The organism is Microvirga sp. 2MCAF35, assembly GCF_052115545.1.
In the GTDB taxonomy this organism is placed as follows: domain Bacteria; phylum Pseudomonadota; class Alphaproteobacteria; order Rhizobiales; family Beijerinckiaceae; genus Microvirga.
In genome coordinates this window covers 18,153-41,082 of the sequence record NZ_JBFRGW010000017.1, presented here as the reverse complement: position 1 = coordinate 41,082, position 22,930 = coordinate 18,153, and the positions used below count along the sequence as shown (strand labels likewise).

Annotated in this window: 24 protein-coding genes; 6 read left to right on the top strand and 18 right to left on the bottom strand. The window is 64.4% G+C overall.

Annotation, left to right across the window (positions count from 1 at the left end):
* Nucleotides 1-8: 8 nt before the first annotated feature.
* From AB4097_RS10845 to AB4097_RS10825, 5 genes are all read right to left on the bottom strand, one after another.
* Nucleotides 9-1,325, bottom strand: coding sequence for a porin (locus tag AB4097_RS10845; RefSeq protein ID WP_442039318.1), 1,317 nt, complete (start codon nt 1,323-1,325; stop codon nt 9-11).
* 497 nt (nt 1,326-1,822) lie between these two features.
* A complete protein-coding gene (hppD, locus tag AB4097_RS10840) occupies nt 1,823-2,938 on the bottom strand; it encodes a 4-hydroxyphenylpyruvate dioxygenase (RefSeq protein ID WP_442039316.1) in 1,116 nt (371 codons plus the stop codon).
* An 86-nt stretch (nt 2,939-3,024) separates the two neighbouring features.
* Nucleotides 3,025-3,651, bottom strand: a complete 627-nt coding sequence (gene maiA / locus AB4097_RS10835; RefSeq protein WP_442039314.1) for a maleylacetoacetate isomerase — start codon at nt 3,649-3,651, stop codon at nt 3,025-3,027.
* Nucleotides 3,648-4,151, bottom strand: a complete 504-nt coding sequence (locus AB4097_RS10830; RefSeq protein ID WP_442039312.1) for a MarR family winged helix-turn-helix transcriptional regulator — start codon at nt 4,149-4,151, stop codon at nt 3,648-3,650. Before AB4097_RS10830 ends, maiA begins: the two co-directional genes overlap by 4 nt.
* 156 nt (nt 4,152-4,307) lie before the next feature.
* Nucleotides 4,308-5,396 carry a TRAP transporter substrate-binding protein gene (locus tag AB4097_RS10825; protein WP_442039401.1) on the bottom strand — a complete coding sequence of 363 codons (1,089 nt, stop codon included), beginning with the start codon at nt 5,394-5,396 and terminating at the stop codon, nt 4,308-4,310.
* 73 nt (nt 5,397-5,469) lie between these two features.
* Between AB4097_RS10825 and AB4097_RS10820 the strand changes: the two genes are divergently transcribed.
* The gene (locus AB4097_RS10820) at nt 5,470-6,489 is read left to right on the top strand and encodes a fumarylacetoacetate hydrolase family protein (RefSeq protein ID WP_442039310.1); all 1,020 of its coding nucleotides are present in this window, start codon (nt 5,470-5,472) and stop codon (nt 6,487-6,489) included.
* A gap of 66 nt (nt 6,490-6,555) precedes the next feature.
* Nucleotides 6,556-6,771, top strand: a complete 216-nt coding sequence (locus tag AB4097_RS10815; protein WP_114948887.1) for a dodecin — start codon at nt 6,556-6,558, stop codon at nt 6,769-6,771.
* A 313-nt stretch (nt 6,772-7,084) separates the two neighbouring features.
* Here the strand turns inward: AB4097_RS10815 and AB4097_RS10810 are convergent, their stop codons facing one another.
* On the bottom strand, nt 7,085-7,495 hold the full coding sequence (locus AB4097_RS10810) for a hypothetical protein (RefSeq protein WP_442039307.1): 411 nt from the start codon (nt 7,493-7,495) through the stop codon (nt 7,085-7,087).
* A gap of 320 nt (nt 7,496-7,815) precedes the next feature.
* Between AB4097_RS10810 and AB4097_RS10805 the strand changes: the two genes are divergently transcribed.
* Both AB4097_RS10805 and AB4097_RS10800 read left to right on the top strand, forming a co-directional pair.
* Complete coding sequence (locus AB4097_RS10805; RefSeq protein ID WP_442039305.1) at nt 7,816-8,745, top strand: ring-cleaving dioxygenase; 930 nt, start codon at nt 7,816-7,818, stop codon at nt 8,743-8,745.
* A 335-nt stretch (nt 8,746-9,080) separates the two neighbouring features.
* Nucleotides 9,081-9,698, top strand: a complete 618-nt coding sequence (locus AB4097_RS10800; RefSeq protein WP_442039303.1) for an alpha/beta hydrolase — start codon at nt 9,081-9,083, stop codon at nt 9,696-9,698.
* 245 nt (nt 9,699-9,943) lie between these two features.
* Here the strand turns inward: AB4097_RS10800 and AB4097_RS10795 are convergent, their stop codons facing one another.
* Complete coding sequence (locus AB4097_RS10795) at nt 9,944-11,014, bottom strand: PLP-dependent cysteine synthase family protein (protein ID WP_442039301.1); 1,071 nt, start codon at nt 11,012-11,014, stop codon at nt 9,944-9,946.
* Between the two features lie 2 nt (nt 11,015-11,016).
* Complete coding sequence (locus tag AB4097_RS10790; RefSeq protein ID WP_442039299.1) at nt 11,017-12,549, bottom strand: acyl-CoA carboxylase subunit beta; 1,533 nt, start codon at nt 12,547-12,549, stop codon at nt 11,017-11,019.
* Between the two features lie 155 nt (nt 12,550-12,704).
* Here AB4097_RS10790 and AB4097_RS10785 point away from each other — a divergent pair, with 155 nt between their 5' ends.
* Complete coding sequence (locus AB4097_RS10785; protein ID WP_442039297.1) at nt 12,705-13,082, top strand: hypothetical protein; 378 nt, start codon at nt 12,705-12,707, stop codon at nt 13,080-13,082.
* 54 nt (nt 13,083-13,136) lie between these two features.
* On the opposite strand, the gene AB4097_RS10780 is transcribed toward AB4097_RS10785, so the two are convergent.
* The 3 genes from AB4097_RS10780 to AB4097_RS10770 are packed head-to-tail and all read right to left on the bottom strand — an operon-like array spanning nt 13,137 to nt 14,773.
* Entirely contained in the window at nt 13,137-13,919 is a 783-nt protein-coding gene (locus AB4097_RS10780; RefSeq protein ID WP_442039295.1) for an ATP12 family chaperone protein, read from the bottom strand.
* A gap of 17 nt (nt 13,920-13,936) precedes the next feature.
* On the bottom strand, nt 13,937-14,614 hold the full coding sequence (locus AB4097_RS10775; RefSeq protein WP_442039293.1) for an HAD-IA family hydrolase: 678 nt from the start codon (nt 14,612-14,614) through the stop codon (nt 13,937-13,939).
* Nucleotides 14,615-14,647: 33 nt separating this feature from the next.
* Entirely contained in the window at nt 14,648-14,773 is a 126-nt protein-coding gene (locus AB4097_RS10770; protein WP_442039291.1) for a hypothetical protein, read from the bottom strand.
* Between the two features lie 172 nt (nt 14,774-14,945).
* Between AB4097_RS10770 and AB4097_RS10765 the strand changes: the two genes are divergently transcribed.
* A complete protein-coding gene (locus AB4097_RS10765; protein ID WP_442039289.1) occupies nt 14,946-16,484 on the top strand; it encodes a sensor histidine kinase in 1,539 nt (512 codons plus the stop codon).
* 21 nt (nt 16,485-16,505) lie between these two features.
* On the opposite strand, the gene ftsH is transcribed toward AB4097_RS10765, so the two are convergent.
* The 7 genes from ftsH to AB4097_RS10730 all read right to left on the bottom strand — a co-directional run bounded on the left by ftsH (nt 16,506) and on the right by AB4097_RS10730 (nt 22,906).
* A complete protein-coding gene (ftsH, locus tag AB4097_RS10760; RefSeq protein ID WP_442039287.1) occupies nt 16,506-18,278 on the bottom strand; it encodes an ATP-dependent zinc metalloprotease FtsH in 1,773 nt (590 codons plus the stop codon).
* 112 nt (nt 18,279-18,390) lie between these two features.
* A complete protein-coding gene (locus AB4097_RS10755; protein WP_442039285.1) occupies nt 18,391-18,657 on the bottom strand; it encodes a GNAT family N-acetyltransferase in 267 nt (88 codons plus the stop codon).
* Between the two features lie 227 nt (nt 18,658-18,884).
* Nucleotides 18,885-19,469 carry a GNAT family N-acetyltransferase gene (locus AB4097_RS10750; protein WP_442039283.1) on the bottom strand — a complete coding sequence of 195 codons (585 nt, stop codon included), beginning with the start codon at nt 19,467-19,469 and terminating at the stop codon, nt 18,885-18,887.
* Nucleotides 19,470-19,683: 214 nt separating this feature from the next.
* On the bottom strand, nt 19,684-20,145 hold the full coding sequence (locus AB4097_RS10745; RefSeq protein WP_442039281.1) for a hypothetical protein: 462 nt from the start codon (nt 20,143-20,145) through the stop codon (nt 19,684-19,686).
* A gap of 222 nt (nt 20,146-20,367) precedes the next feature.
* Nucleotides 20,368-21,672 (bottom strand): RluA family pseudouridine synthase, encoded by a 1,305-nt coding sequence (locus AB4097_RS10740; RefSeq protein WP_442039279.1) that lies wholly within the window; start codon nt 21,670-21,672, stop codon nt 20,368-20,370.
* Between the two features lie 145 nt (nt 21,673-21,817).
* The gene (gene crcB, locus AB4097_RS10735; protein ID WP_442039277.1) at nt 21,818-22,204 is read right to left on the bottom strand and encodes a fluoride efflux transporter CrcB; all 387 of its coding nucleotides are present in this window, start codon (nt 22,202-22,204) and stop codon (nt 21,818-21,820) included.
* A 9-nt stretch (nt 22,205-22,213) separates the two neighbouring features.
* The gene (locus AB4097_RS10730; protein WP_442039275.1) at nt 22,214-22,906 is read right to left on the bottom strand and encodes a tetratricopeptide repeat protein; all 693 of its coding nucleotides are present in this window, start codon (nt 22,904-22,906) and stop codon (nt 22,214-22,216) included.
* Nucleotides 22,907-22,930 lie beyond the last annotated feature (24 nt).

Below are 22,930 nucleotides of genomic sequence, written 5' to 3'. Positions count from 1 at the left end.
TTGACCGATTAGAAGTCGCGCTGAACGCGGATACGGCCTTCCCAAATGTCGTTGGTCGCGTTGATCGGGTTCGGACCACGCGGGTCGACGTTGGCGTACAGAACCTCGACGCCGAGGTCCAGGCCAGCCACCGGCGACCAGATCACGTTCGTGCCAGCGCGCCACTCGTCGAAATCGAACGCGCTTGCATTGACGAGGCTACCCGGGAGGAAGCCGCGAACCAGAGTGTTGCCGTATTCGACGCGAGCATACGAACCGAACACGTTCTGGCGGATGGTCGGGGTCCAGTAGTGACGCAGACCACCGGCGACCGACCAGCCCTTGCCGGTATCAATGTCGCCATCTGCGCCGACGAAGGCATCAGCAATGGAGACGTTGAGAGATCCAACGGTCGCGCTGCTGCCGAAGCCGAGGTATCCGAGAGCGCCGTCAGCATAGGACACGGCAATCCAGGCCGCATCGCCAGCGCCGAGAGCCGGCAGGTTCAGAGAGCCCTGGAACGACACCGACCAGCCGAGTTCGCTGTCCGGATAATCGAAGATGCCGGGCGTGATGCCAGGAGTAACGTTCACCAGATCGTCGCTACGCAGCTGGTGCAGAGCGCCGGAGAGCTGAGCCGAACCCCAGGTGCCGGCGTACTTCAGGTTGCCGACGAGGTCAGGGTAGGTCTGACCGGCTTCGTTGAACAGCGTGTTCGGGACAACGCTGATAACACCAGTGTCGCTGACGACCTGACGGTTGCCAAGGAAGGTGCCAGCGAAGCGGCCTTCTTCAGCCGACAGCGTGGCCGAGAAGCCGTTGCCGAAGGAGAAGGTGTAGGCGAACACGTTCACCGTCGGAGCGTCCGAGAAGCGGAGCGTGCCGAAGTGGCCGGTGGGCAGGTCGCTGTTGTCATAGAACGACACGGTACGACCGGCGGTGAGGCCGCCGAACTGCACAAAGGCCTGGTCGACGTTAGCCGAGGTCGAGCTGAAGCCGTAGACGCCGGTGTCGCGGGTCATCTCGAAGCGCACGAATGTGCGGAGCAGACCGTAGGCGGTGGCGGTGCGGGCATCGAGCTGGATGCGGCCACGAGCGCGGAAGCCGATGGCGTCCTGCGAGCGGTCGAGCGGCTCGACATAGCGGAACTCGGCGCGAGCACGGCCAGCGACGCGGAGGCAGGTTTCGGTGCCGGGGATGTAGAAGAAGCCTGCACCGTAGGTGGAGCAGACGCGAACATATTCAACAGCAGCGGCCTTCTTCGCGGGAAGATCGGCAGCTTGAGCTCCGGCAACAGCCGCGAGACCCGCGACCGATCCGAGGAAGAGGCTCTTAGCGAGCTTCATGGTTAAACCTCCAAAGTTTCGAGACCCTGGGGGGCCGGGTTTTTGTGCTTCGAGTGCTTCGACGAAGCCCTAAACACGTCCCTTTTCCCCTAGAACCCGGCGGCCCGCCTTTTCGGTCGAACTCGCCGGTATCACGACTGGGGTGCCCCCGTCGCTGGAGCCACATTATCCATGACTGGACCGCAAGCAACCGAATGAAGGCGCAAAATGGGCAAGAGACGGGGCTTTTCAGGGGCATGTTGCACAATGGCAACGTTTGAAGCTGGCTTCTTTACGTCTCGTTAAGTTCTGTGCCCCGGAATTCATAAAGCCTTAAAGATAAAGGGTTTGCGGGACCTCCGTCCGCTGCTCCTGCGGGCTCGCGGAGAGTCTTGAGGCCGTGCACGATAGACCCGGCCTGTGAATAACGCCCGTCACAATCTTGATAGTCCGCCTCCCCTGCTCATGAAAAAGGCCGAGCGAACCCGGCCTCTCTCGAATCGTAAGGCGATTCCAGACTACGCGACCTTCGGACCGATCACGCCGCGGCGGATCTGGTCCTCCTCGATCGATTCGAAGAGGGCTTTGAAGTTGCCCTCGCCGAACCCGTCGTCGCCCTTGCGCTGGATATATTCGAAAAAGATCGGCCCGATGGCGGTCTTCCCGAAGCGCTGGAGCAGGACCTTCGTGAAGCCTCCTTCGACGACGCCCTCCCCGTCGATGAGAATCCCGTTTCTCTTCAAGCGGTCGATGGGCTCTTCATGACTGGGCAGGCGCTTGTCGACCCGGGCGTAGTAGATCTCGTTCGGAGCCGGCATGAACTCGAGCCCGCCCTCGATGAGCGACTCGATGGATTCGTATAGATCTTGCGAGCCGAGCGCCACGTGCTGGATGCCCTCGCCCTTGTATTCCTGCAGGTACTCCTCGATCTGCCCGGTTTCACCGGCGTCTTCGTTGATCGGGATGCGGATCTTGCCGTCCGGACTCGTCATGGCCCGGGAGTGCAGCCCCGTCAGCTTGCCTTCGATGTCGAAGTAGCGGATCTGGCGGAAATTGAAGAGACGCTCGTAGAAGCCCGCCCATTCGTTGAGCCGCCCGCGGTAGACGTTGTGGGTCAGGTGATCGATGTAATAGAGGCCGACGCCCTTCGGCTTCGGATCGGGCTCGCCCAGCCATTCGAAATCGACGTCGTAGATGGAGCCCTTCGCGCCGTAACGGTCGACGAAGTAGATCTGCAATCCGCCGATGCCTTCGATACCGGGGATTTCGAGTTCGTTGGGACCGACCTGCGTTTCGACCGGCTTGGCCCCCATGGAAAGTGCGCGGTCATAGGCGTATTTCGCATCGGCCACGCGGAAGGCCATGGCCGGAGCCGAGGGGCCGTGCTGCGCCGCGAAACGTTCGGCGAAGGAGCCCGGCTGCGCGTTGACGATGAAATTGATGTCGCCTTGGCGGTAAAGCATCACGTTCTTCGAGCGGTGCTTGGCGACGAGGCTGAACCCCATCGTCTTGAAAAGACGATCCAGGGCCTGCGGATCGGGATGGCAGAATTCCACGAATTCGAAGCCGTCCGTCCCCATGGGGTTCTCTTCGGAGATTGCGGCTGGCGGTGCATCGTGCGGGAACGGTCCCATGACTTTCCTCCTGTTATGCCTCTGCCGAGCGAGAGGTCATCGGTTGTGAAGACAACGCATTCGTTCAGGGACGGATGCGATTCTCGTCAGGTCGCATCGGGCTGGTTGGCCGGCGCGGCATCCTGAAAGGCTTTGTGCGCGGCGCAGGCCGCATCCACCGCGACGATCTTGGGATAGGCATCGAGCGGGATGTGGAAGCGTCGCGCATTGGCGACCTGCGGCACGAGATAGACGTCGGCCAGCGTGATCCTGGAACCGAAGGCATAAGGGCCGGGGCCGACGAGGGCTTCGATGGCATCGAAGCCCTCGCGCACCCAATGGGCGTACCATTCGTCGGCAGCCGCCTTGTCGTGCCCGAGCCGGTTCTTGAGATAGGCCAGCGTCCCTGAATTGTTGAGCGGATGGATATCGCAGGCGATCAGGCTGGCAATTGCCCTCACCTTGGCGCGCGTCACCGCGCCGACCGGCAGCAGTGGCGGTTCCGGATAGACCTCGTCGAGATATTCGAGAATGGCCGGGGACTGGATCAGCGTCGTCGCACCGATATCGAGGGACGGCACGCGCATTTGCGGGTTGACGGCCTTGTAGCCCTCCTCGCGCTGCTCGCCCTTCAACAGGTTGATCGGCACCGATTCGTACGTGAGGCCCTTCAGGTTGAGGGCGATCCTGACGCGATAGGCGGCGGAGGAGCGGAAATAGGTATAGAGCTTCACCCGTCATCCTCCTCGACGCTCTTTGGCGCCAGCAACCGGGCCTGCCGGGTGAGCTTGTCGACCAGGGCAGCGAGCATCGTCTGCTCCTGAGGCGTCAGAACGGACAGAAGGCGGTCCTCGACGGCCAGGGCCTCTGGCGCGACGGCTTCGTAGATCGCCCGACCTTCCGGCGTCAGGGCGAGCCATTCCTCGCGGCGGTCGTCGAGATTGGGGCGGCGAACGACGAGACCTCGCTTCTCGAGCGCCGAGACGGCCCGTGAAACCGTCGATTTGTGCATGACCCCATCAGGAGCCATGTCCCGGGCCGTGCGCAGCTCATATTGCCCAAGGGTGACGATGATCCGCCACCCCGGGATCGAAAGGCCGAAGCGCTCCGCGTAGATCTGGGCCAGCGCGCTGGACGTCAGACCCGCCAGGACGTTGAGCCTGTACGGCAGGAATTCCTCCAGAATGACCAGAGGCTCGGTTTCGGGCTTCTTCGCTGCGGATCCAGTTGCCATCACCACGCCAATCGTTGCACCAGCAACTGATAGCACAATTCGTTGCAGACGCAACCAGATTCTGTGACGTAGGGGCAAGTTGAAAAACGAACGGCGCGACCGGGTTGCCCGACCGCGCCGTTCGTTAAAAGGTTGTGAAACCTAAGCCTTACGGTTTCATGCCCGTCCGCGGGTGCGGATCATGAAGGTGTCGAAGGCGTATTCGTTGAGCTGCCACCAGGGCAGGACATCGTTGCGGTAGGCGACCATGGAATCGTAGACCTTCTTGAAGTCCGCGTTCTTGGCCGAAAGCTCCGTATAGAGCTCGTTGGAAGCCTTGAGGGAGGCCTCCATGATGGCCGGGGAGAAGGTCCGCAGCTCCGCGCCCGCGCCGACCATGCGGCGCAGGGCCTGGCCGTTGACGGCATCGTACTTCGCCAGCATCCAGTTGTTGGCGGCTTCCGTCGCCTGGCTCATGATGGCCTGGTAGTTCTTCGGCAGCTCGTTCCACTTCTGCTGGTTGACCACGAGGTGGAGCATGGCGCCGCCCTCCCACCAGCCGGGAGCATAGTAGTATTTGGCGACTTTCAGGAAGCCGAGCTTCTCGTCGTCGTAGGGACCGACGAACTCGGCCGCGTCGAGTGTGCCTCGCTCCAGGGCCGGATAGACGTCGCCGGGGGCGATCTGCTGCGGCACGACGCCGAGCTTGGCCAGGACCTGACCGCCGAGGCCGCCGATGCGGAACTTGAGGCCCTTCAGGTCGTCGACCGTGTTGATCTCCTTGCGGAAGAAGCCGCCCATCTGGGCGCCGGAATTGCCGCAGACGAGGGAGGTGCAGTTATACCTGCCCATCACCTCGTTGATGATCTCCTTGCCGCCCGCGAAGTGCCACCAGGAATGGAGCTGGCGGGCGTTGAGACTGAAGGGCAGGCCCGTGCCCATGCCGAGCGCCGGCTCCTTGCCGATGTAGTAGTAGAGCGGGGTATGGGCGCATTCGACCGACCCGTTCTGCACCGCGTCCATGGCCTGCAAGCCGCCCACGATCTCGCCGGGGGCGAAGACCTGGATCTGGAACTTGTTGTCGGTGGCCTCAGCCATGTACTTGGCGAAGGTCTGGGCGGTGCCGAAGATCGTGTCGAGGGATTTCGGGAAGCTCGAGGTCAGACGCCAGCGGATCTCGGGCGCCGACTGCGCGATGGCCGGAGCCGCCACCGTGCCGGCCGCAGCCGCAAGTCCTGCCCCCTTCAGAAAGTTTCTTCTCTTCATCGTCGTCATTGGCGTTTCCCCAGAGAGCATTCTGTTGCAAGTTGAATGGACCATAACAACCCGGTCGGTGGCAATGAAGCTCTCCTCTCTCAACCAAGGCCGTGACGGCCGCCTCGTCATCGTGTCGAAAGACCTGACCCGCGCGACGGATGCTTTTTTCATTGTTCCGACGCTTCAGCAAGCCTTGGACAATTGGGAAAAAGTAGAGCCCCGGCTCCGCGACCTTGCCGAACAGCTGGAGCACGGCTCGGTCCCGGCCTTCCGCTTTCACGAGCACGATTGCGCGTCGCCCCTGCCCCGCGCCTATCAATGGGCGGACGGCTCGGCCTATGTGAACCATGTTGAGCTGGTGCGGAAGGCGCGCGGCGCCGAGATGCCGGCGTCCTTCTGGACCGATCCGCTCATGTACCAGGGCGGCTCCGATTCCTTTCTCGGGCCGCGCGACCCGATTCCCGCGATGGACGAGGCGCATGGGATCGACTTCGAGGCCGAGGTCGCGGTGATCACCGACGACGTGCCCATGGGCGCCACGCGGGACGAGGCCGCGGCCGCCATCCGCCTCGTGGTCCTCGTCAACGACGTGTCCCTTCGCAACCTGATCCCGGGCGAACTGGCGAAGGGCTTCGGCTTCTTCCAGGCCAAGCCCTCCTCCACCCTCTCGCCGGTCGCCGTGACGCCCGACGAGCTGGGCGACGCCTGGGACGGCGGCAGGCTTCACCTGCCCCTGCTCACCCACCTCAACGGCAAGCCCTTCGGCAGGCCCAATGCGGGGGTCGACATGACCTTCGACTTCCCGACCCTGATCGCCCACGCGGCCAAGACCCGGCCGCTCGGCGCCGGCACGGTCATCGGGTCGGGCACCGTCTCCAACAAGGACGAGACCGGCGGTCCCGGCAAGCCCATCGACCAGGGCGGTCTCGGCTATTCGTGCCTCGCGGAGCAGCGCACCGTGGAGACGATCCTCCAGGGCGAGCCCAGAACGCCGTTCATGCGCATCGGCGACACGATCCGCATCGAGATGAAGGACAAGCAGGGCCAGTCGATCTTCGGGGCCATCGAGCAGAAGGTCGAGGCGTACCGGCAAGAAGGTTGAACCGCCCCATAGGCGCGCCCTCCCCGCGCTCTACCTCCATGCTGTCGGCAAAGCATGGAGCGGCCCATGGATGACCATGTCTACAAGATCGTCGAGCTCGTCGGCTCGTCCGAGACCAGCATCGAGGACGCCATCCAGACGGCGGTTCGACGCGCGAGCCAGACCTTGAGAAACCTGCGCTGGTTCGAGGTCATCCAGACCCGCGGTCACGTGGAGAACGGTGAAGTGCGCCACTATCAGGTGGTGCTCAAGGCCGGATTCACGTTGGAGGCGGGCGAGTAGCGCATTCTCGACGGTGAACCGGATCCACTTCACCGAAAATGCTCGGTTGTCTCGTCATCACCGGCCTTGTGCCGGTGATCTCGATTGATTGAAGCGCCATCGGCGTCATTCCCGGCCGGAGCGTAGCGAAGGGGAAGGGAATCCACGATCAGGGGCACGCCATGGATCCCCTTCCCTCGCCTTCGGCTCGCCGGGGATGACACCGGAGTGCCTCACTGTCTTGGGATGGCCGGCACTAGGCCGGCCACGACTTGGGCATGTCGTAATCCGAGAGGCCTCATTCCCCGCGCAACAATGCGCGGCGGGCAACTCCTTACGCGGCGATCTGCGAGAGTCTCGCCTGCTGGCGTCCGCGCATGATGAAATCGAGCAGCGCCACGTCCACATAGCCCGCTTCGTCGAGGATCGCGTAGGCGATGTTCATGGCGTTCGGCGACGGGCCGCTGATCTCCAGCAGGGTGGCGAGCCAGAAGGCATCGTCGTTGCTGACCACGCCATGGGGCGCCCGGCTCCAGACGACGAAATCGACCACGAGCTTGGTGAGCACCATTCCCCAGCTCTCCGCGCCATCGACGATCCGGTCGAGCGCCAGCAGGGACTCGACCTCGATCCGGCTCGTGATGCCGCCTTGCAGGATCTCGCCCTGAAGCATCGTCACGTCGTCGTCCGAAACATGCTTGGTCTCGGAGATCCTGTCGATGAAATCGCGAAGTTGATCCTTCATCATCCCTTTGACTCCCGCCGGCTTTTCTTTGGCTCACTGCCGGTTCATCGCTTGCTGAGGATGAGTCTCACATGGATTGCGGGCCGAAACCGTTAAGACGACATGCTGAATCGCCGTTGAGGTTAAGCCTTGTTGAGAGACTTTGGTTGCCGGAATCTTGCCAATCCGGATTCGCGAGGAATCACGCGGATTTGCCAAGGGAGCGCCGCGTCTCTTGCAATCGCGCAAGGACGCCCTTTCCACACTTCAGCGGTCTTCGGTGGTACCTATCTCCTCGACAACGCAGCGCAATCCGCGCTTGCCCGTTAAGGAATAGTCCCATGCGGCACCACGGAATTCATCACGTCACCGCCATTGCCGGTCCGGCCCGTCGCAACCTCGATTTCTACACCCGCGTGCTCGGTCTGCGCCTCGTGAAGAAGACCGTCAATTTCGACGATCCCGGCACGTATCACCTCTATTTCGGCGATGCCTCGGGGCAGCCGGGCTCGATCCTGACGTTCTTCCCGTGGGAGCATGTGGCACCCGGGCGCAACGGCATCGGCTCGACCCAGGAAACCTCCTTCCGGGTGCCCGAAGCATCCCTGGGCTTCTGGGCGCACCGCTTCATCGAGCAGGGCGTCGAGCACGGCACCGTGGAGAAGCGGCTCAGTCAGAGCGTGCTGACCTTCAAGGATCCGCACGGCACGAGCCTCGCGCTCGTCGGCACGCCGAACGCGGAGAGCGAGCCTGCCTGGAATGTCGACGGCATTCCGGCGGAACATGCCATCCGCGGCCTGGAAGGCGTCACGCTGCTCGTCGAGAACGGCGAGCGGACCGGCGCCATCCTGACCGATGTGTTCGGCTTTCGCGAGACGGCCCGCGACGGCTCCCTCGTGCGCTACGAGACGGACGCCCCGATGGGCAGCACCGTCGACATCCGCAGCGCCGGCGGCTTCCTGCCGGGCCGGATGGGCGGCGGCTCCGTCCACCACGTGGCGTTCCGCGCCAAGGACGATGCCGAGGAGGCCGAGATGGTGAAGAAGCTCGCCGAGAACCACGGGCTGCACACCACGGAGCAGAAGGACCGCAACTACTTCCGGTCCGTCTACTTCCGCGAGCCGGGCGGCATCCTGTTCGAGATCGCCACCGACGCGCCCGGCTTCGCCGTGGACGAAGCGCAGGACAGCCTCGGCGAGACCCTGAAGCTCCCGGCCTTCCTGGAGCCTCGGCGCGGCGACATCGAGGCCCATCTGCCGGAACTGGCCTGAGCCTACACTGCCTATCTTCCCTCCCCCTTGCGGGAGGGATCGAGGGTCGGAATGCCGAGTCTCGTCGATTTCGACGTCATCACCGGCCTTGTGCCGGTGATCTCGATCCGAAAGGCGTTTTCAGTGTCATTCCCGGCCGGAGCGACAGCGGAGGGGAAGGGAATCCATGGCTCAGCGCTTGATCGTGGATCCCCTTCCCTCGCTGCGCTCGCCGGGGATGACACCAGCGCACGGCACAAGGTCGGCCATGACGACATCGAGGGTCCACCCATTCACCATCCGCTCAAGGGACGAAAGAACACGTAACCCCTTTCTCCCACAGAAAGAGAAATCCCATGACCGAATTGTCCTTCATCCACCGCTTCGAGCCCGCCACGGATTCCAGCCGCCCGCCGCTCCTGCTGCTTCACGGCACCGGCGGCGACGAGAACGATCTGCTCGGGCTCGGCCGCACGATCTCCCCGGGCTCCGCCCTGCTCTCCCCGCGCGGCAAGATCCTGGAGAACGGCATGCCCCGCTTCTTCCGCCGGCTCGCGGAAGGCGTGTTCGACGAGGCGGATGTGAAGCTCCGCGCGAACGAACTCGCGGATTTCGTCACGGAGGCCCGCAAGGCCTATGGGCTCGAGGCACCCGTCGCGGTGGGCTTCTCCAACGGCGCCAACATCGCCGCGGCCATGATGCTGCTGCGCCCGGAAGCGCTCGCAGGCGCGGCGCTGCTGCGCGCCATGGTGCCGCTCTCCGAGACGCCGCAAGTGGACCTCTCGGGCAAGCGCGTGCTGATGACCTCAGGCGCCCTGGACCCGATCATCCCGGCCGACAATGCGAACCGCCTCGCGGCATCGCTGCAGGAAGCCGGCGCGGAGGTTCAGCACCACATGCTGCCCACCGGCCACAATCTGTCGCAGACGGACCTGCAGCTGTTGGTGAAGTGGTTTGCGGAGCAAAGCCGATGAGCCGTCTTTCGGCACCCTCCACGTCATCACCGGCCTTGTGCCGGTGATCTCGATTGGAAAGGCGAGGCGCCCCGCTGTCGTCCGTCGTCATTCCGGGGCGCGCCTACAGCGCGAACCCGGAACCCATAACCGCAAACGATGCAGAAGAAGGTGGAACGCTGATCGCCCTTTCCTTCCATGCCGTGGCTATGGGTTCCGGGTTCCGCTTCGCAGCCCCGGAATGACGGGGTGTCTCGATCCACGCCTCAAGCAGAGCTCAAGACACCCGTCTCGAAGAACCGCTCCATCGTCTCTTCAGCCGGCTTGATGTCGATGCCGCGTTGGCTCAACCACGCATCGTCGAAATGCGTGCTGCGGTAACGCTCGCCTGAATCGCACAGCAGCGTCACGACGGAGCCCTGCTCCCCGTTCTGCACCATCTCGCCGATGATCTGAGCGACCGCCCACAGGTTCGTGCCCGTGGAGCCGCCGCAGGAGCGGCCGATGCGGCGCGACAGGACCCGCGCGGCCGCGATGCTCGCCGCATCCGGCACGGCAAAGGCGCGGTCGATGAGCTCCGGCACGAAGGACGGTTCGCACCTTGGGCGACCGATGCCTTCGATCACCGAAGGCGGGCCTGAGACGTTGCACACGGCGCGATCCGCGAGATGCCGGTGGAACACGGAGGCTTCCGGATCGGCGAGACACAGCTTCGTCGGCAGGCGGCGATAGCGGATGTAGCGCCCGAGGGTCGCCGAGGTGCCGCCTGTCCCCGCTCCCACCACGATCCAGCTCGGTACCGGATGCTCCTCGTGGGACATCTGGCTGAAGATGGATTCGGCGATGTTGTTGTTGCCGCGCCAGTCCGTCGCCCGTTCGGCATAGGTGAACTGGTCCATGTAATGGCCGCCGAGTTCCTCCGCGAGACGCGCGCTCTCCGCATACATCTCGGCGGGGCTATCGACGAAATGACTTTCGCCGCCATAGAAGGCGATCTGCGCGATCTTCTCAGCGGAGGTGGAGCGCGGCATCACGGCGATGAAGCGCAGACCCAGCATCCTGGCGAAATAGGCCTCCGACACGGCGGTCGACCCGCTCGACGCCTCGATGATCGTGGTCTCCGGCCCGATCCAGCCGTTGCACAACCCATATAGGAAGAGCGACCGCGCCAGCCGGTGTTTCAGGCTCCCCGACGGATGGGTCGATTCATCCTTGAGGTACAGCTCGACGCCCGGCAGCGGCACGCGCAGCAGATGCGTGTCCGACGAGCGGTTGAAATCCGCCTCGATGATCTGGATGGCGGTGGAAACCCAGGAGCGGGGACAATGCGCGGACATGATCACAACGGGATATTATCATGCTTCTTCCACGGACGCTCGCTTTCCTTGTGCCGGAGCATCGCGAGCGCCCGGGCGATCCGACGGCGCGTGGAATGCGGCATGATCACCTCGTCGATATAGCCGCGCTCGGCCGCCACGAAGGGCGACATGAAGCGGTCCTCGTATTCCTTTGTGCGGGCCGCAATCTTGTCCGCATCGCCGATGTCCTGGCGGAAGATGATCTCCACCGCGCCCTTGGCACCCATCACGGCGATCTGAGCGGTTGGCCAAGCGTAGTTCACGTCGCCGCCGATGTGTTTTGACGCCATCACGTCGTAGGCGCCGCCGAAGGCTTTTCGCGTGATGACGGTGACCAATGGCACGGTGGCTTCCGAATAGGCGAACAGCAGCTTCGCGCCGTGCTTGATGAGGCCGCCATATTCCTGCGCCGTGCCCGGCAGGAAGCCCGGGACGTCTTCGAAGGTGACGATCGGGATGTTGAAGGCGTCGCAGAAGCGCACGAAGCGCGCGGCCTTGCGCGAGGCGTCCGAGTCGAGCACGCCCGCCAGCACCATCGGCTGGTTGGCGACAAACCCGACCGTGCGGCCCTCGACGCGGCCGAAGCCCGTGATGATGTTTTTCGCGTAAGCCTCCTGGATCTCGAAGAAGTCGCCCTCGTCCACGACCTTCAGGATCAGCTCCTTCATGTCGTAGGGCTTGTTCGGGTTGTCCGGGATCAGGGTGTCGAGGCTCTCATCCGTCCGGTTCGGATCGTCGAAGCTCGGGATCTCCGGCACGCCGTCCTGGTTGTTGGCGGGCAGGAAGTCGATGAGGCGACGCACCTGCAGCAGCGCCTCGACGTCGTTGTCGTAGGCGCCGTCGGCCACCGACGATTTGGTGGTGTGGACCTTGGCGCCGCCGAGTTCCTCCGAGGTCACGGTCTCGTTGGTCACGGTCTTCACCACGTCCGGGCCGGTGACGAACATGTAGGACCGGTCGCGCACCATGAAGATGAAGTCGGTCATGGCGGGCGAATAGACGTCGCCCCCCGCGCACGGCCCCATGATCACCGAGATCTGCGGGATGACGCCGGAGGCGATCACGTTGCGCTTGAACACCTCGCCGTAACCGCCGAGCGCGGCCACGCCCTCCTGGATGCGGGCGCCGCCCGCGTCAAACAGGCCGACGATGGGCGCGCGCATTTTCAGCGCCATGTCCTGGATCTTGATGATCTTCTGGGCATGCGCCTCGGAGAGCGAGCCGCCGAACACCGTGAAGTCCTTGGCGAAGACGAAGACCGTGCGGCCGTTGACCGTGCCCCAGCCGGTGACGACGCCGTCGCCCGGGATCTTGGCCTTGTCCATGCCGAAATCGGTGGAGCGGTGCTCGACGAACATGTCGAACTCCTCGAAGGAGTTCCTGTCGAGCAGGAGCTCGATGCGCTCGCGGGCGGTCAGCTTGCCCCGGCCGTGCTGCGCCGCGATGCGCTTCTCGCCGCCGCCCAGGCGCGCCTGGGCACGCCGCTCTTCAAGCCGTTCAAGCATGTCTTTCATCGGGGGTCCCTGGATGACGGGGGAATGTTCCCCCCGCTTAGCACAGCCGTGCAGGGCTCAAAATCCCACTATGGGCGTGTGCTCCACAGCACTTCACAGAAGCTTGGCGGCAAGATAGGAGCTTGTGCGTTGTTATGTTTCCTATCGGGGCTGATATGAAGAAGATCCATAAGTCTGCGGCTATCGCCGTGTCCCTCTCCCTCACGGCCGCCGGCTGCGCCAGCCGGTCGGAGGATGTGGCGGCCGCCTATGTCTCACCCATGGCCTATTCCAGCTACAGCTGCCGTGAGCTGAGCGTGGAAGCCCAGCGGGTCAGCGCGGCCGCCGCGGCCGCTGCCGGCGCCCAGGATTCGTCGCGCACCAAGGACGCGGTGGCCACGACCGCCGCTATCGTCATCTTCTGGCCGGCCGCCTTCTTCGTGGGCGGCAACGGCGCCCAGACGGCCGAACTCGCCCGCCTGAAGGGCCAGATGCAGGCCGTCGAGGAAGCCTCGATCCAGAAGCGCTGCGGCATCACCTTCCGCCGCTCGTAAGGCCTGTCCCCAAAGAAAAAGCCGCCGTGCGGGAAGCATCGGCGGCTTTTTCGTTTATGGGTTTGCCAGCCTGTAGACCGTCGAGGCGGCCCGGAAATCCGCCTCGCGGCGGCGGCGGCGCTCCATGGCCTCGTAATCCTCGCCCCAGACGCTTTCCTGGTAGAGTTCATCCACATGGGCCGCGGCCCAGGCCCGGTCCACATCCATCTGCTGCGCGGCATGGGCGAGCGCGATCAGCACCGAGCCGGACAGGGTGGTCATCACGTGCAGGGCGGCGAGCGCGAACGGCGACCCGATCTCCTCGATGGCGCCCCTGATGGCCGCGACGGCCTCGTCCGGCTGGGTCACGTGCATGACGCCCTCGCCCAGGGTGAAGCGGGCACCATGGGCCTCCCTGGCCCAGTCGAGAACCGGCCCCCAGGCATCCTCCTGCGATGCCGCCAGGCGCTCGGGCTCGCCGGCCCGGTAATAGACCAGATCGGACCCCGCGTAGCGGACGAGGTCATCGACCACCTCCGCCTGCCGGGGCGAGACGCCGTCGATGGCGGAATTGACGATGCGGGTGATCGGCATGGTCGAGGGGTCGATCTCGCTCCCCTGACCTCGCCATTCCTCGGCCAGAGCCTCGGCCAGAGCGCGCGATGGCACGGCGAGAGCCTGCTTGCCTGGTGTCTTGGCGGTACGTCCGTCGAGGGTCAGGTGGAACAGGCCATCCCGCTCCTCGACGCCCGCATCCTTGTAGAAGCGCTTCGGCAGGGTCGGCTTCATGCCGGCCTGGGCCGTGCGCATGGGGTTCGGCTCCTCCTCGGACGGGAACCAGTCGCGAAAATCTGTCATGATCGTAAAATGGGGTTTCAGGCGAAAATCTTCGAGGGCGTGTTCAGGAATTCCCGCAGCACCATCTCCAGCTCCGCATAGGAATCGACAATGGGCCCTGCCCCCGCCTCAACCAGGGCCGCGACGGGCTGGAAGCCCCAGGACACCCCGACCGGCAGCACCCCGGCCGCGCGGGCCATGCCCATGTCGAAGCTTGAATCGCCCACCATCACCGTGTCATGCGGTAGAGCCCCCGTCTCGCGCATGGCCTGCAGGATCATGCCGGGATGGGGTTTGGAGGGCGCATCGTCGGCGGTCTGGATCACCGGGAAGACGTCCTGCCAGCCATGCCGGTCGAGCAGATGGGCGACGCCGCGGCGGGACTTTCCGGTCGCGATCCCGAGCACCACGTCCTTGCGGCCGTGGAGCCATTCGAGGCAGCTTTCCACGCCGGGAAAGAGCGGCTCAGCGTTCGCCGGATCCTGGCGCAGGGTGTGGAAGGAATCCCTGTAGGCATCGACCAGTCCGGCGACAGGTCCTTTCGACCCCACCAGAACCGTGAAGGCCTCCACCAGGGACAGGCCGACGATGGAGAGCGAACGCTCACGGCTCGGCGGCTCCAGGCCGTGGGCCGCGAAGGCCATCCGTTGGGCGGCCACGATGATGTTCTGGCTGTCGACCAGCGTGCCGTCGACATCGAAGAGAACGAGCTTCAAGGGTCTTTCCCGCTCAAAGGCAGAGCCTACAATTCAGCTCTGCGGCCTGTCGGCGTGGCAGAATTGCGGTGTGTTCATGTTCCAGTTGCCGCACTTGTCGCAGGCCGTGGCGAGCAGGCCGAGAGCGATGACGGCGGTGACGCGGATGATGCGTTTCATGATGGGAGCCCCCTTGGTGGCGGGCACCTTATTCAATTATCCCGGCCACTGCCAGAAGGCGCTGCCGGGAAACAATCCGCCGCACTCCGGTTTTTTACTGCTTGCGTTCTATATACTTGCACAAACCGTGCGTAGCATGAGGTTCGTTCCGAAAATGGGCCAAGAAGAGTAGATGGTAACGACCGAGCCCATGGACACGGACGCTCTGCTGCACCGGCTCGCCGAACTGGAGCGCGAGAACCGCGAGCTTCGGGCCCGCTTGCAGGTGCACGAGCCGGCACCGACGGATCCTCGTCCCGGTTCGGCCGACGGCGCCCCTGCCGACGACAGCGAATGGCCGCTTCACGTCAGCGAGAGGAAGCTCAGGCAAATTGCGGATCATCTGCCTGCCCTCGTGGCCTATGTGGACCGGGATCAGCGCTACCGCTTCAACAACCGCGCCTACGAAACCTGGATCGGGCGCACGCCGGAGAGCCTGTACGGCCTTCATCTCTGGGAGGCCGTCGGCAGCCCGGCCTATGAGCGGACAAGGCCCTACATCGAGGCCGTGCTCGCCGGGCATCGGACCGGGCACGAGTGGTGGGCGCCCTTTCGCACGGGCATGCGCTACGTCAAGTCGGATTACATCCCCGACCGTGCCGAGGACGGCCGTATCGTGGGCTTTTACGTCCTCGCCTCGGACCTCACCGAAACCAAGCTGTCGCAGGCAGCCCTGACCGAGAGCGAGGCCCGTCTGCGCCTTGCCATCGATGCCGGGCGCATGGCCGTCTGGGAGATCGAAACCGCCACGGACAGGGTGAGCGCCTCGCCGGAGCTGAACCGTCTGCTCGGTCTTCCCCCGGACGCCCCCCTCTCCACGGAGAACGTCCGGTCCCTGTACTATCCTGGCGAACAGAAGCGCCTTCGGGCCATCGTCCGGGAGGCCCTATCACGAGGAGAGCGTCATATAGAGACCGAATTGCGGGTCGTCTGGCCCGACGGTTCCCTCCACTGGCTGCTGCTCCGCGCGGAACTCCAGGACGTGGAGAACGGCATCCCGGCGCGAACCTTGGGCGTGGCGCTCGAGATCACGGAAATGAAAAGGGCCGAGGAGCACCAGCAGCTTCTCATCAACGAGCTCAATCATCGCGTGAAGAACACCCTGGCGACCGTCCAGTCCATTGCGTCCCAGAGCCTTCGCAATGCCGCGACGACGAGCGAAGCGCGCGATGCGGTGGAGGGCCGCCTGTTCGCTCTCTCCCGAGCCCATGACGTGCTCACCCGCGAGAACTGGGACGGCGCCTATCTGCGCGAAGTCGTTCGGGAAGCCATCGGGCCCTTCCAGGCCGACGGACACAGCCGCTTCGACATTCGCGGCCCCGAAATGCGCCTACCGCCCCGGATCGCCCTCGCAATCGCCATGGCGATCCAGGAACTCGGCACCAATGCGGTCAAGTACGGTGCCCTGTCGAACGAGACAGGACGCATCGGGATCAGCTGGTCGCTGGCGGGTCCGGCTGGTAAACTGGAACTGATCTGGACGGAAACGGGCGGGCCGCCCGTCGTCGAGCCGAGCCGCCGAGGCTTCGGCACCCGGCTGATTGAGCGCAGCCTCGCCCAGGAACTCCACGGCGACGTCACCATCGCGTTCGCTCCGACCGGGGTCGTCTGCACGATCCATGCATTGCTGAACGACGACGACGACGCGGACCGGAAAGCGGCCCGCGCCTGAACTGGAAGAACAGGCGGCCGGTCAGGCAGCCAGTCTCGTCTGCTGCCGCGTTACGATCGCGCGGACTTCGTCGCCCTCGATCGTCTCGTGCTCCAGCAGCGCCTCGGTCAGGGCATCGAGCCCGCCCCGGTTGTCCTCGATGCAGGCTTTGGCGGCTGCGTACATCTCGTCGATGATCCGGCGGATTTCCTGCTCGACCTCGCGCGGGAGGCTGTCGCCGGAGCGCGCCACGCGGACCATGCCGATGGCCGGGCTCATGCCCCATTCCGTGACCATCTTGGTCACGATGTTGGTGGCGTGGGCGATGTCGCTGGCGGCGCCCGTCGTCACCTTCTTGGCTCCGAACACGACCTCCTCGGCCGCGCGACCGCCCATGGCGACGATCAGGTCGGCCTCGAGCTTCTCCATCGGGATGCAGAACCGGTCGTGCTCGGGCAGCCGCATCACGAGGCCGAGCGCCTGGCCGTGCGGGATGATGGTGGCGCTGTGCACCTTGTCGGAGGCAGGCAGCAGGCAGGCGCAGAGGGCGTGCCCCGCCTCGTGGACCGCCACCAGCCTACGCTCCTCGTCGGAGATGACGAGGGTGCGCCGCTCGAGCCCCATGATGATCTTGTTGCGGGCGGCTTCCAGGTGGTCGCGCGTGACCTCGCCGACGCTCTCACGCGCCGCGAAGATCGCGGCCTCGTTCAGGAGGTTGCCGAGATCGGCGCCCGAGAAGCCGGGCGTCCCTTTGGCGATGGAGGCGAGGCTCACGCCCTCCGCGAGCTTCACGTTGCGGGCGTGAACGTTGAGGATCGCCTCGCGGCCGGAAATGTCGGGCAGGCCGATATGGACCTGTCGGTCGAAGCGGCCCGGGCGCAGGAGCGCCGGATCGAGGACGTCGACGCGGTTCGTCGCTCCGATGACGATCACGCCGGCGGTGGTGTTGAAGCCGTCCATCTCCACGAGGAGCTGGTTCAGGGTCGACTCGAACTCCCGGTCGGCGGCCGATCCGCCGCCGCCGCGCTTGCGGCCGATGGCGTCGATCTCATCGATGAAGATCAGGCAGGGAGCCTTCTTGCGCGCCTGCTCGAACAGCTTGGACACCCGGCCCTTGGCGATGCCGATCAAAGGCGCCGAGAAGTCGCTGCCCGACACGGCCATGAACGAGACCCCGGCCTCCCCGGCGAGCGCCTTGGCGATCAGGGTCTTGCCCGTTCCGGGCGGCCCGACCATCAGGAGGCCGCGGGGAATGCGGGCGCCGACCTTGGTGAAGGATTCGGAATCGCGCAGGAACGAGATGACCTCCTGCAATTCCGCCTTCGCTTCCTCCTGACCGGCGACATCGTCAAACCGGTTGGGGATGCTGCGGACCACGCGGGGCCAGCGGGAGGTCGGCTTGAAATCGGTCTGGATCGCCAGCATGACGAGCACGGCCGCGACGAGCACGAGCGGCACCAGGATGCTCGCCACATGGGCGGCATCGAAGCCGGGCTTCTTGAAATCCACCTCGGCGCCGGCATCCGTGATTCGCTCGATATAGTCGGCGCTCACGAGGCCATTGGGCATGCGCACGAAGACGTTCCTGTCCGTCATCGTGACGGACAGCCCGCCGCTCTCGATCAAGACCTTCTGAACCTTCTTGTTCGCCAGGTCCCGGGTGAAGTCCGAATAGGTGATTTCGGTGGCGGGTTCTGCCAGCAGGCGGGGGCCGATGAACGCGGCGACCGCGACCATCACGATGAGGATGGCGGCTGAAACAGCCACGCTTTTCTTGCCCAGAACCCGTCTGGCTTTTTCGAGAACGTTGGTCACGGCAGCGCCCCCATAGCGCGATGTATGTTTTTTGGAGGTGCCGCTGTGTAGTCTATTTTGACGCAGATCGCAGTACGGCGAATGGGCACACCCACCGAACGGAGGGGACGCGTCAGTCGAGAAGGTCGCTGTATTCCTTGTGCCGGCGAATCCAGGCCCGGGCATAGCCGCACAGGGGCGTGATGGTGAGCCCCTCCGAGCGGGCGATCTCGGCGACGCCGCGCATCAGCTCGCCCGCCGCTCCCGTGCCCCGCAGAGGAATCGCCGCCTCCACATGCCGGATCACGAGATCGGACCCACGCCGCTCATAATTGGCGAAGGCGAGATACCCGTCCCGCTCCAGCTCGAAGCGATGACGGTCGGTGTTATCGCGAACCATGCTGCTCATGCCTCAACTCGCGTTACAGAAGCTGTCGGAGACCAACGTGGTCTGGCGAGGCACGTTCCGCCATGGGGATGACACCCACCACGTCATAGCCGGCCTTGTGCCGGCCATCCCGATACGGTGAGGCTCGGCGTTTCATGCCATCGAGATCACCGGCACAAGGCCGGTGATGACATAGGAGGGCGTGGCCAGGGCATCGTCAGGGCGACAAGCAAGCCCCCTCACCCGAGCCGTTGCTCCAGCCTCGCCTTCACCGCAGGCCATTCCTCCCGGACGATGCTGTAGACCGCCGTGTCGCGGATATGCCCGTCGGGCATGATCATGTGCCGGCGCAGGATGCCGTCGAGCTTGGCGCCCAGGCGCTCGATGGCGGCGCGGGACTGGTCATTGCGGGCATGGGTGCGAATCTCGACGGCGAGACACCCCAAGACCTCGAAGGCATGCCGCAGCATGAGGAACTTCGCATGGGTGTTGACGAAGGTCCGCTGCCAGGATCCGGCGATCCAGGTGGTGCCGATCTCGACCCGGTGATTGGCGGCGTCGATGTTCATGTAGCGCGTCGAGCCGACGACCCGGTTGCCGTCATTCACCACGGTGGCGAAAGGAAGGGCGAGGCCCGCGGCCTGGAGGTCCAGGGCCTTTCGCACATAGGCCTCGAACTCTTCGGGCCGGGGCACCGTCGTGGTCTTCTTCTCCCAAAGCTCGCCGTCGCTGGCGGCCAGCCCCAAGGCCGGCACGTCGACGAGGCTCAAGGGGCGCAGGGTCAGGCGGTCGGTGGAGAGGGTGACGGGCTCGATGTGCAGCATGTGGAATGGCCTTTGCAATCTGCCGCTTTGTCCCCGATTCAAGGGCAGCTCGCAACGGCTAAGGCAACACAACTCGACGTCATCACCGGCCCCATGCCGGTGATCTCGATGGAAAGCGCGGCGCCTTACAGCCTCGGGATGGCCGGCACAAGGCCGTCCATGACGGCAGAGGGCGTCATCCCTGCCGCGAACAAGGGTCGGCTCCGGGCTCGCTTCAGCTCAGCAGATAGACAAGCCCGGGCAAGGCCACCGCCAGGCCCGCCAGGACCCAGGCGCCGATGGCGGATTGCCAGGTCACGTTGCCCGTCGCGTTGCGCAATCTCTGAGCGCAGGTCGAGGCTTCCATCGAATGCCCGCTCAGGCATGAGCAAAGCACGTAATGAGCCTGACCGTCGGACAGCTCGAAATACCGCATGGCATCGCCGAGCCGGTCGCTCGCCAGGCCGTCCGCCCGCAGGATCGAATCGTCATAGGCGATTGTGAGCGGCGAGTCTTCCTCGCGGACCAGGGCGCGCTCTGCCGGCGGCTTGTACTCGATTTCACCGAGGGAATGCAGGCGGCGCGCCGGCTCGCGTTCGAGCAGGTCGATCCAACGCTGGAGCCGTTCCTCGCGAGACAGGGGTCTCGGCTGGACATCGGCGACGCTGCGGAGCTGATCAAGAGGCTTGTGTTCCATCGATCTCCTCCTTTGTCTCAATCAGCCGATAGACTGAATGAGACACCCGATGCTGCGCGCGATGCGCGGCAAAAGTGCGACCGATGCGCATCGTGCGGAAAAGTGGCTCCGGTTTTCCGAACGAACGATGCGCTCTTCAAGGAGCGGAGCATCGGATCGAATCCCAAAAGTGGATTCCAATTTTGGGTCCGATGCTTAGGAAGATCGAATGGGTTACGCGAACTACTCTTCAGGCGCTTCGACGATCGGGTCGTAGCGGCTCGTATCGAGCCCGAGGAGGTTGAAGCTCTGCTGCATGTGCGGCGGCAGCGGCGCGGTGACGTCGATGGGCTTTCCGGTCCTCGGATGGGCGATGACGATGCGCCGCGCCAGGAGATGCAGCTTGTTCTGGATGCCGCCGGGCAGCTCCCAGTTCTCGATGTCGAAATATTTCGGGTCGCCCACGATGGGATGGCCGATATGGGCCGCGTGGGCGCGCAGCTGGTGCGTGCGTCCGGTGACGGGCTTCAGCGACAGCCAAGCGAGCTTCTGCGCCGCCGTATCGACCACCGCGTAATAGGTCAGCGCGTGGCTGGCGCCCTCGTCGCCGTGGCGGGCCACGCGCATGCGGGAATCACCCTCGTCGCCTTCCTTGGCCAGATAGGTCGAGACCCGGCCCTGCCGGACCCGCGGCACACCGGCGACGAGCGCCCAATAGATCTTGCGCGTGGTGCGGGCGCGGAAGGATTTGGCCATGGTGGACGCGGCAAAGCGCGTCTTGGCGATGACGAGGCAGCCGGCCGTGTCCTTGTCGAGACGGTGCACGAGGCGCGGCTTCTGCCCCTCGTCGTCCTTCAACGCCTCGAGCAGGCCGTCTACATGCCGCTTGGTGCCCGATCCGCCCTGGACGGCGAGCCCCATCGGCTTGTTGATAATGAGAACGTCCTTGTCCTCGTAGAGCGTGATCGACTTCAGGAAGTCGCGGTCGTCCTGGTCCTTGGCGGCGTTGCGGGACACCGGCCGCGGCTGGTCGAGCTTCAACGGCGGCACGCGGACCTTCTGGCCGGCCAGGAGCCGGTCGTTCGGCTGCGCGCGCTTGCCGTCGATCCGCAGTTCCCCTTTGCGGACGATGCGCTGGATATGCGTGAAGGCGAGCTGCGGGAAACGGGCGACCAGGAAACGATCGACGCGCATGTCGGCCTCGTCGGGCTCGACCACGAGGGTCTGCACGCCCGTCGCCAGGACCTCCTGGGCCTCCGCACGGGCCTGGGCCCGTGTCGGGCCACGCGGAGCCTCGGCGGCCGCAGGCCGTGCCTGTTTCAGCCGCGCAGCCGGCTTCTCGCGCAGGGCCGATGCCGCCGCACGCGGCTTGCCCACAGCCGATTTCAACCCGCCCGGCTTCGCCGAAGATTTGGTCGACGACTTCGACGATGACGACTTGGACGACGGCGACTTGCGCGCCGGCCTGTCCTCGCGCGAGCGAAAGTCCTGCCGGGCACCGGAGCGTCCGCCACGACCGTTATTCTGTCCTGAACCGCTTTTTCTCATGGAACTGTCGGTATCAGAGCGCCGCCGAAGCGGCAATCGAGGTTTGGAGCATCAAACGCAAAAGTGGGCACCGGTTTTGCGTGAAAAGATGCATTAAACCAAAACCTTGAAGCATGAGCGTGAGTTCGAATGCACGTCCGATGCTTCAAGCCGCGATCGTCCGGACAAGGCCGAGACCGGTCACCAATCCTGCGATGGAAAGAAGAACCGACCCGACCACGTAGGTCGCCGCGACCCCGGCCTGCCCCCGCTCCCAGATCAGCACCGCATCGAGCGAGAACGCCGAGAATGTCGTGAAGCCGCCGAGGATCCCGGTGGTGAGGAAGAGCCGCAGGGGCTGGCTCCATCCCTCGCCGGCCTTGAAGGCGAGCCACCCGGCGATGGCCCCCATGAGAAACGAGCCGGCAACGTTCACCGTCAGCGTTCCCCAGGGAAAAGCCGTCCCGCAGTAACGGGCGCAGCCGAGATTGACCCCATGCCGGAGAGCACCGCCGATCCCGGCGCCGAGGAAAACGAGGAGATAGGATTTCATGCGGTTAAGTTAACAGCCCGCCTTCTGCTTGAACAAGGTCAGATCGTTCTCAACATTCTCAAGGCCATTGCCCTTCACCTGAACGATGAGGCGGCACGCCTCAACTTTATCGCCTGTCAGCAGAGCGGCCCATGCCAAGTTCATGCGTGGGACCGCCCAATCCGGCGTGTCCTTGATCGCCTTCTCTAAAAGAGGCTTTGCCTCATGAGGACGCCCGGCCATCAGCAAAGTTCGGCCATGATCGGCGCTGAGGGACAAAGATGGCGCTTTCATTCGAGCTGCTACGCGGAACAATTCATCCGCGTACTCGAAGTCCCTGAAGCGGGCAGCGACCACCATTGCAAAGCCATGATAGACGCCGCTTTGTTGAGGATCGAGCAGGTAAGCTTGGTTGAACCGCTTTGCTGCGGTCGAGAAATCTTGTTGCTCCAGGAAGGCTCGTGTACCGCTTTTGAGAGCAGCATCTGCGGCCTTCGAGCGATCTGGAACTTGCTGCAGAACACTGTCGATCAACTGCTGATCCGCAGCCTTTTGCGCTGCGTTCTTTTCTACGAAGTTGAAGAATGGGGCCTCATTGGCTGGCACCTGATATGTCTTGCGCGTCACCATGGCTCCCGGAGCCACTTCGACTTTCTGTGCGTGAGCGAACGAGGGAAGGCTCGCCCCCAGCGCCCAAACCAATACCACAATGAACTTATTCATAGCCGCTCCTCGGATAAGCTCAGC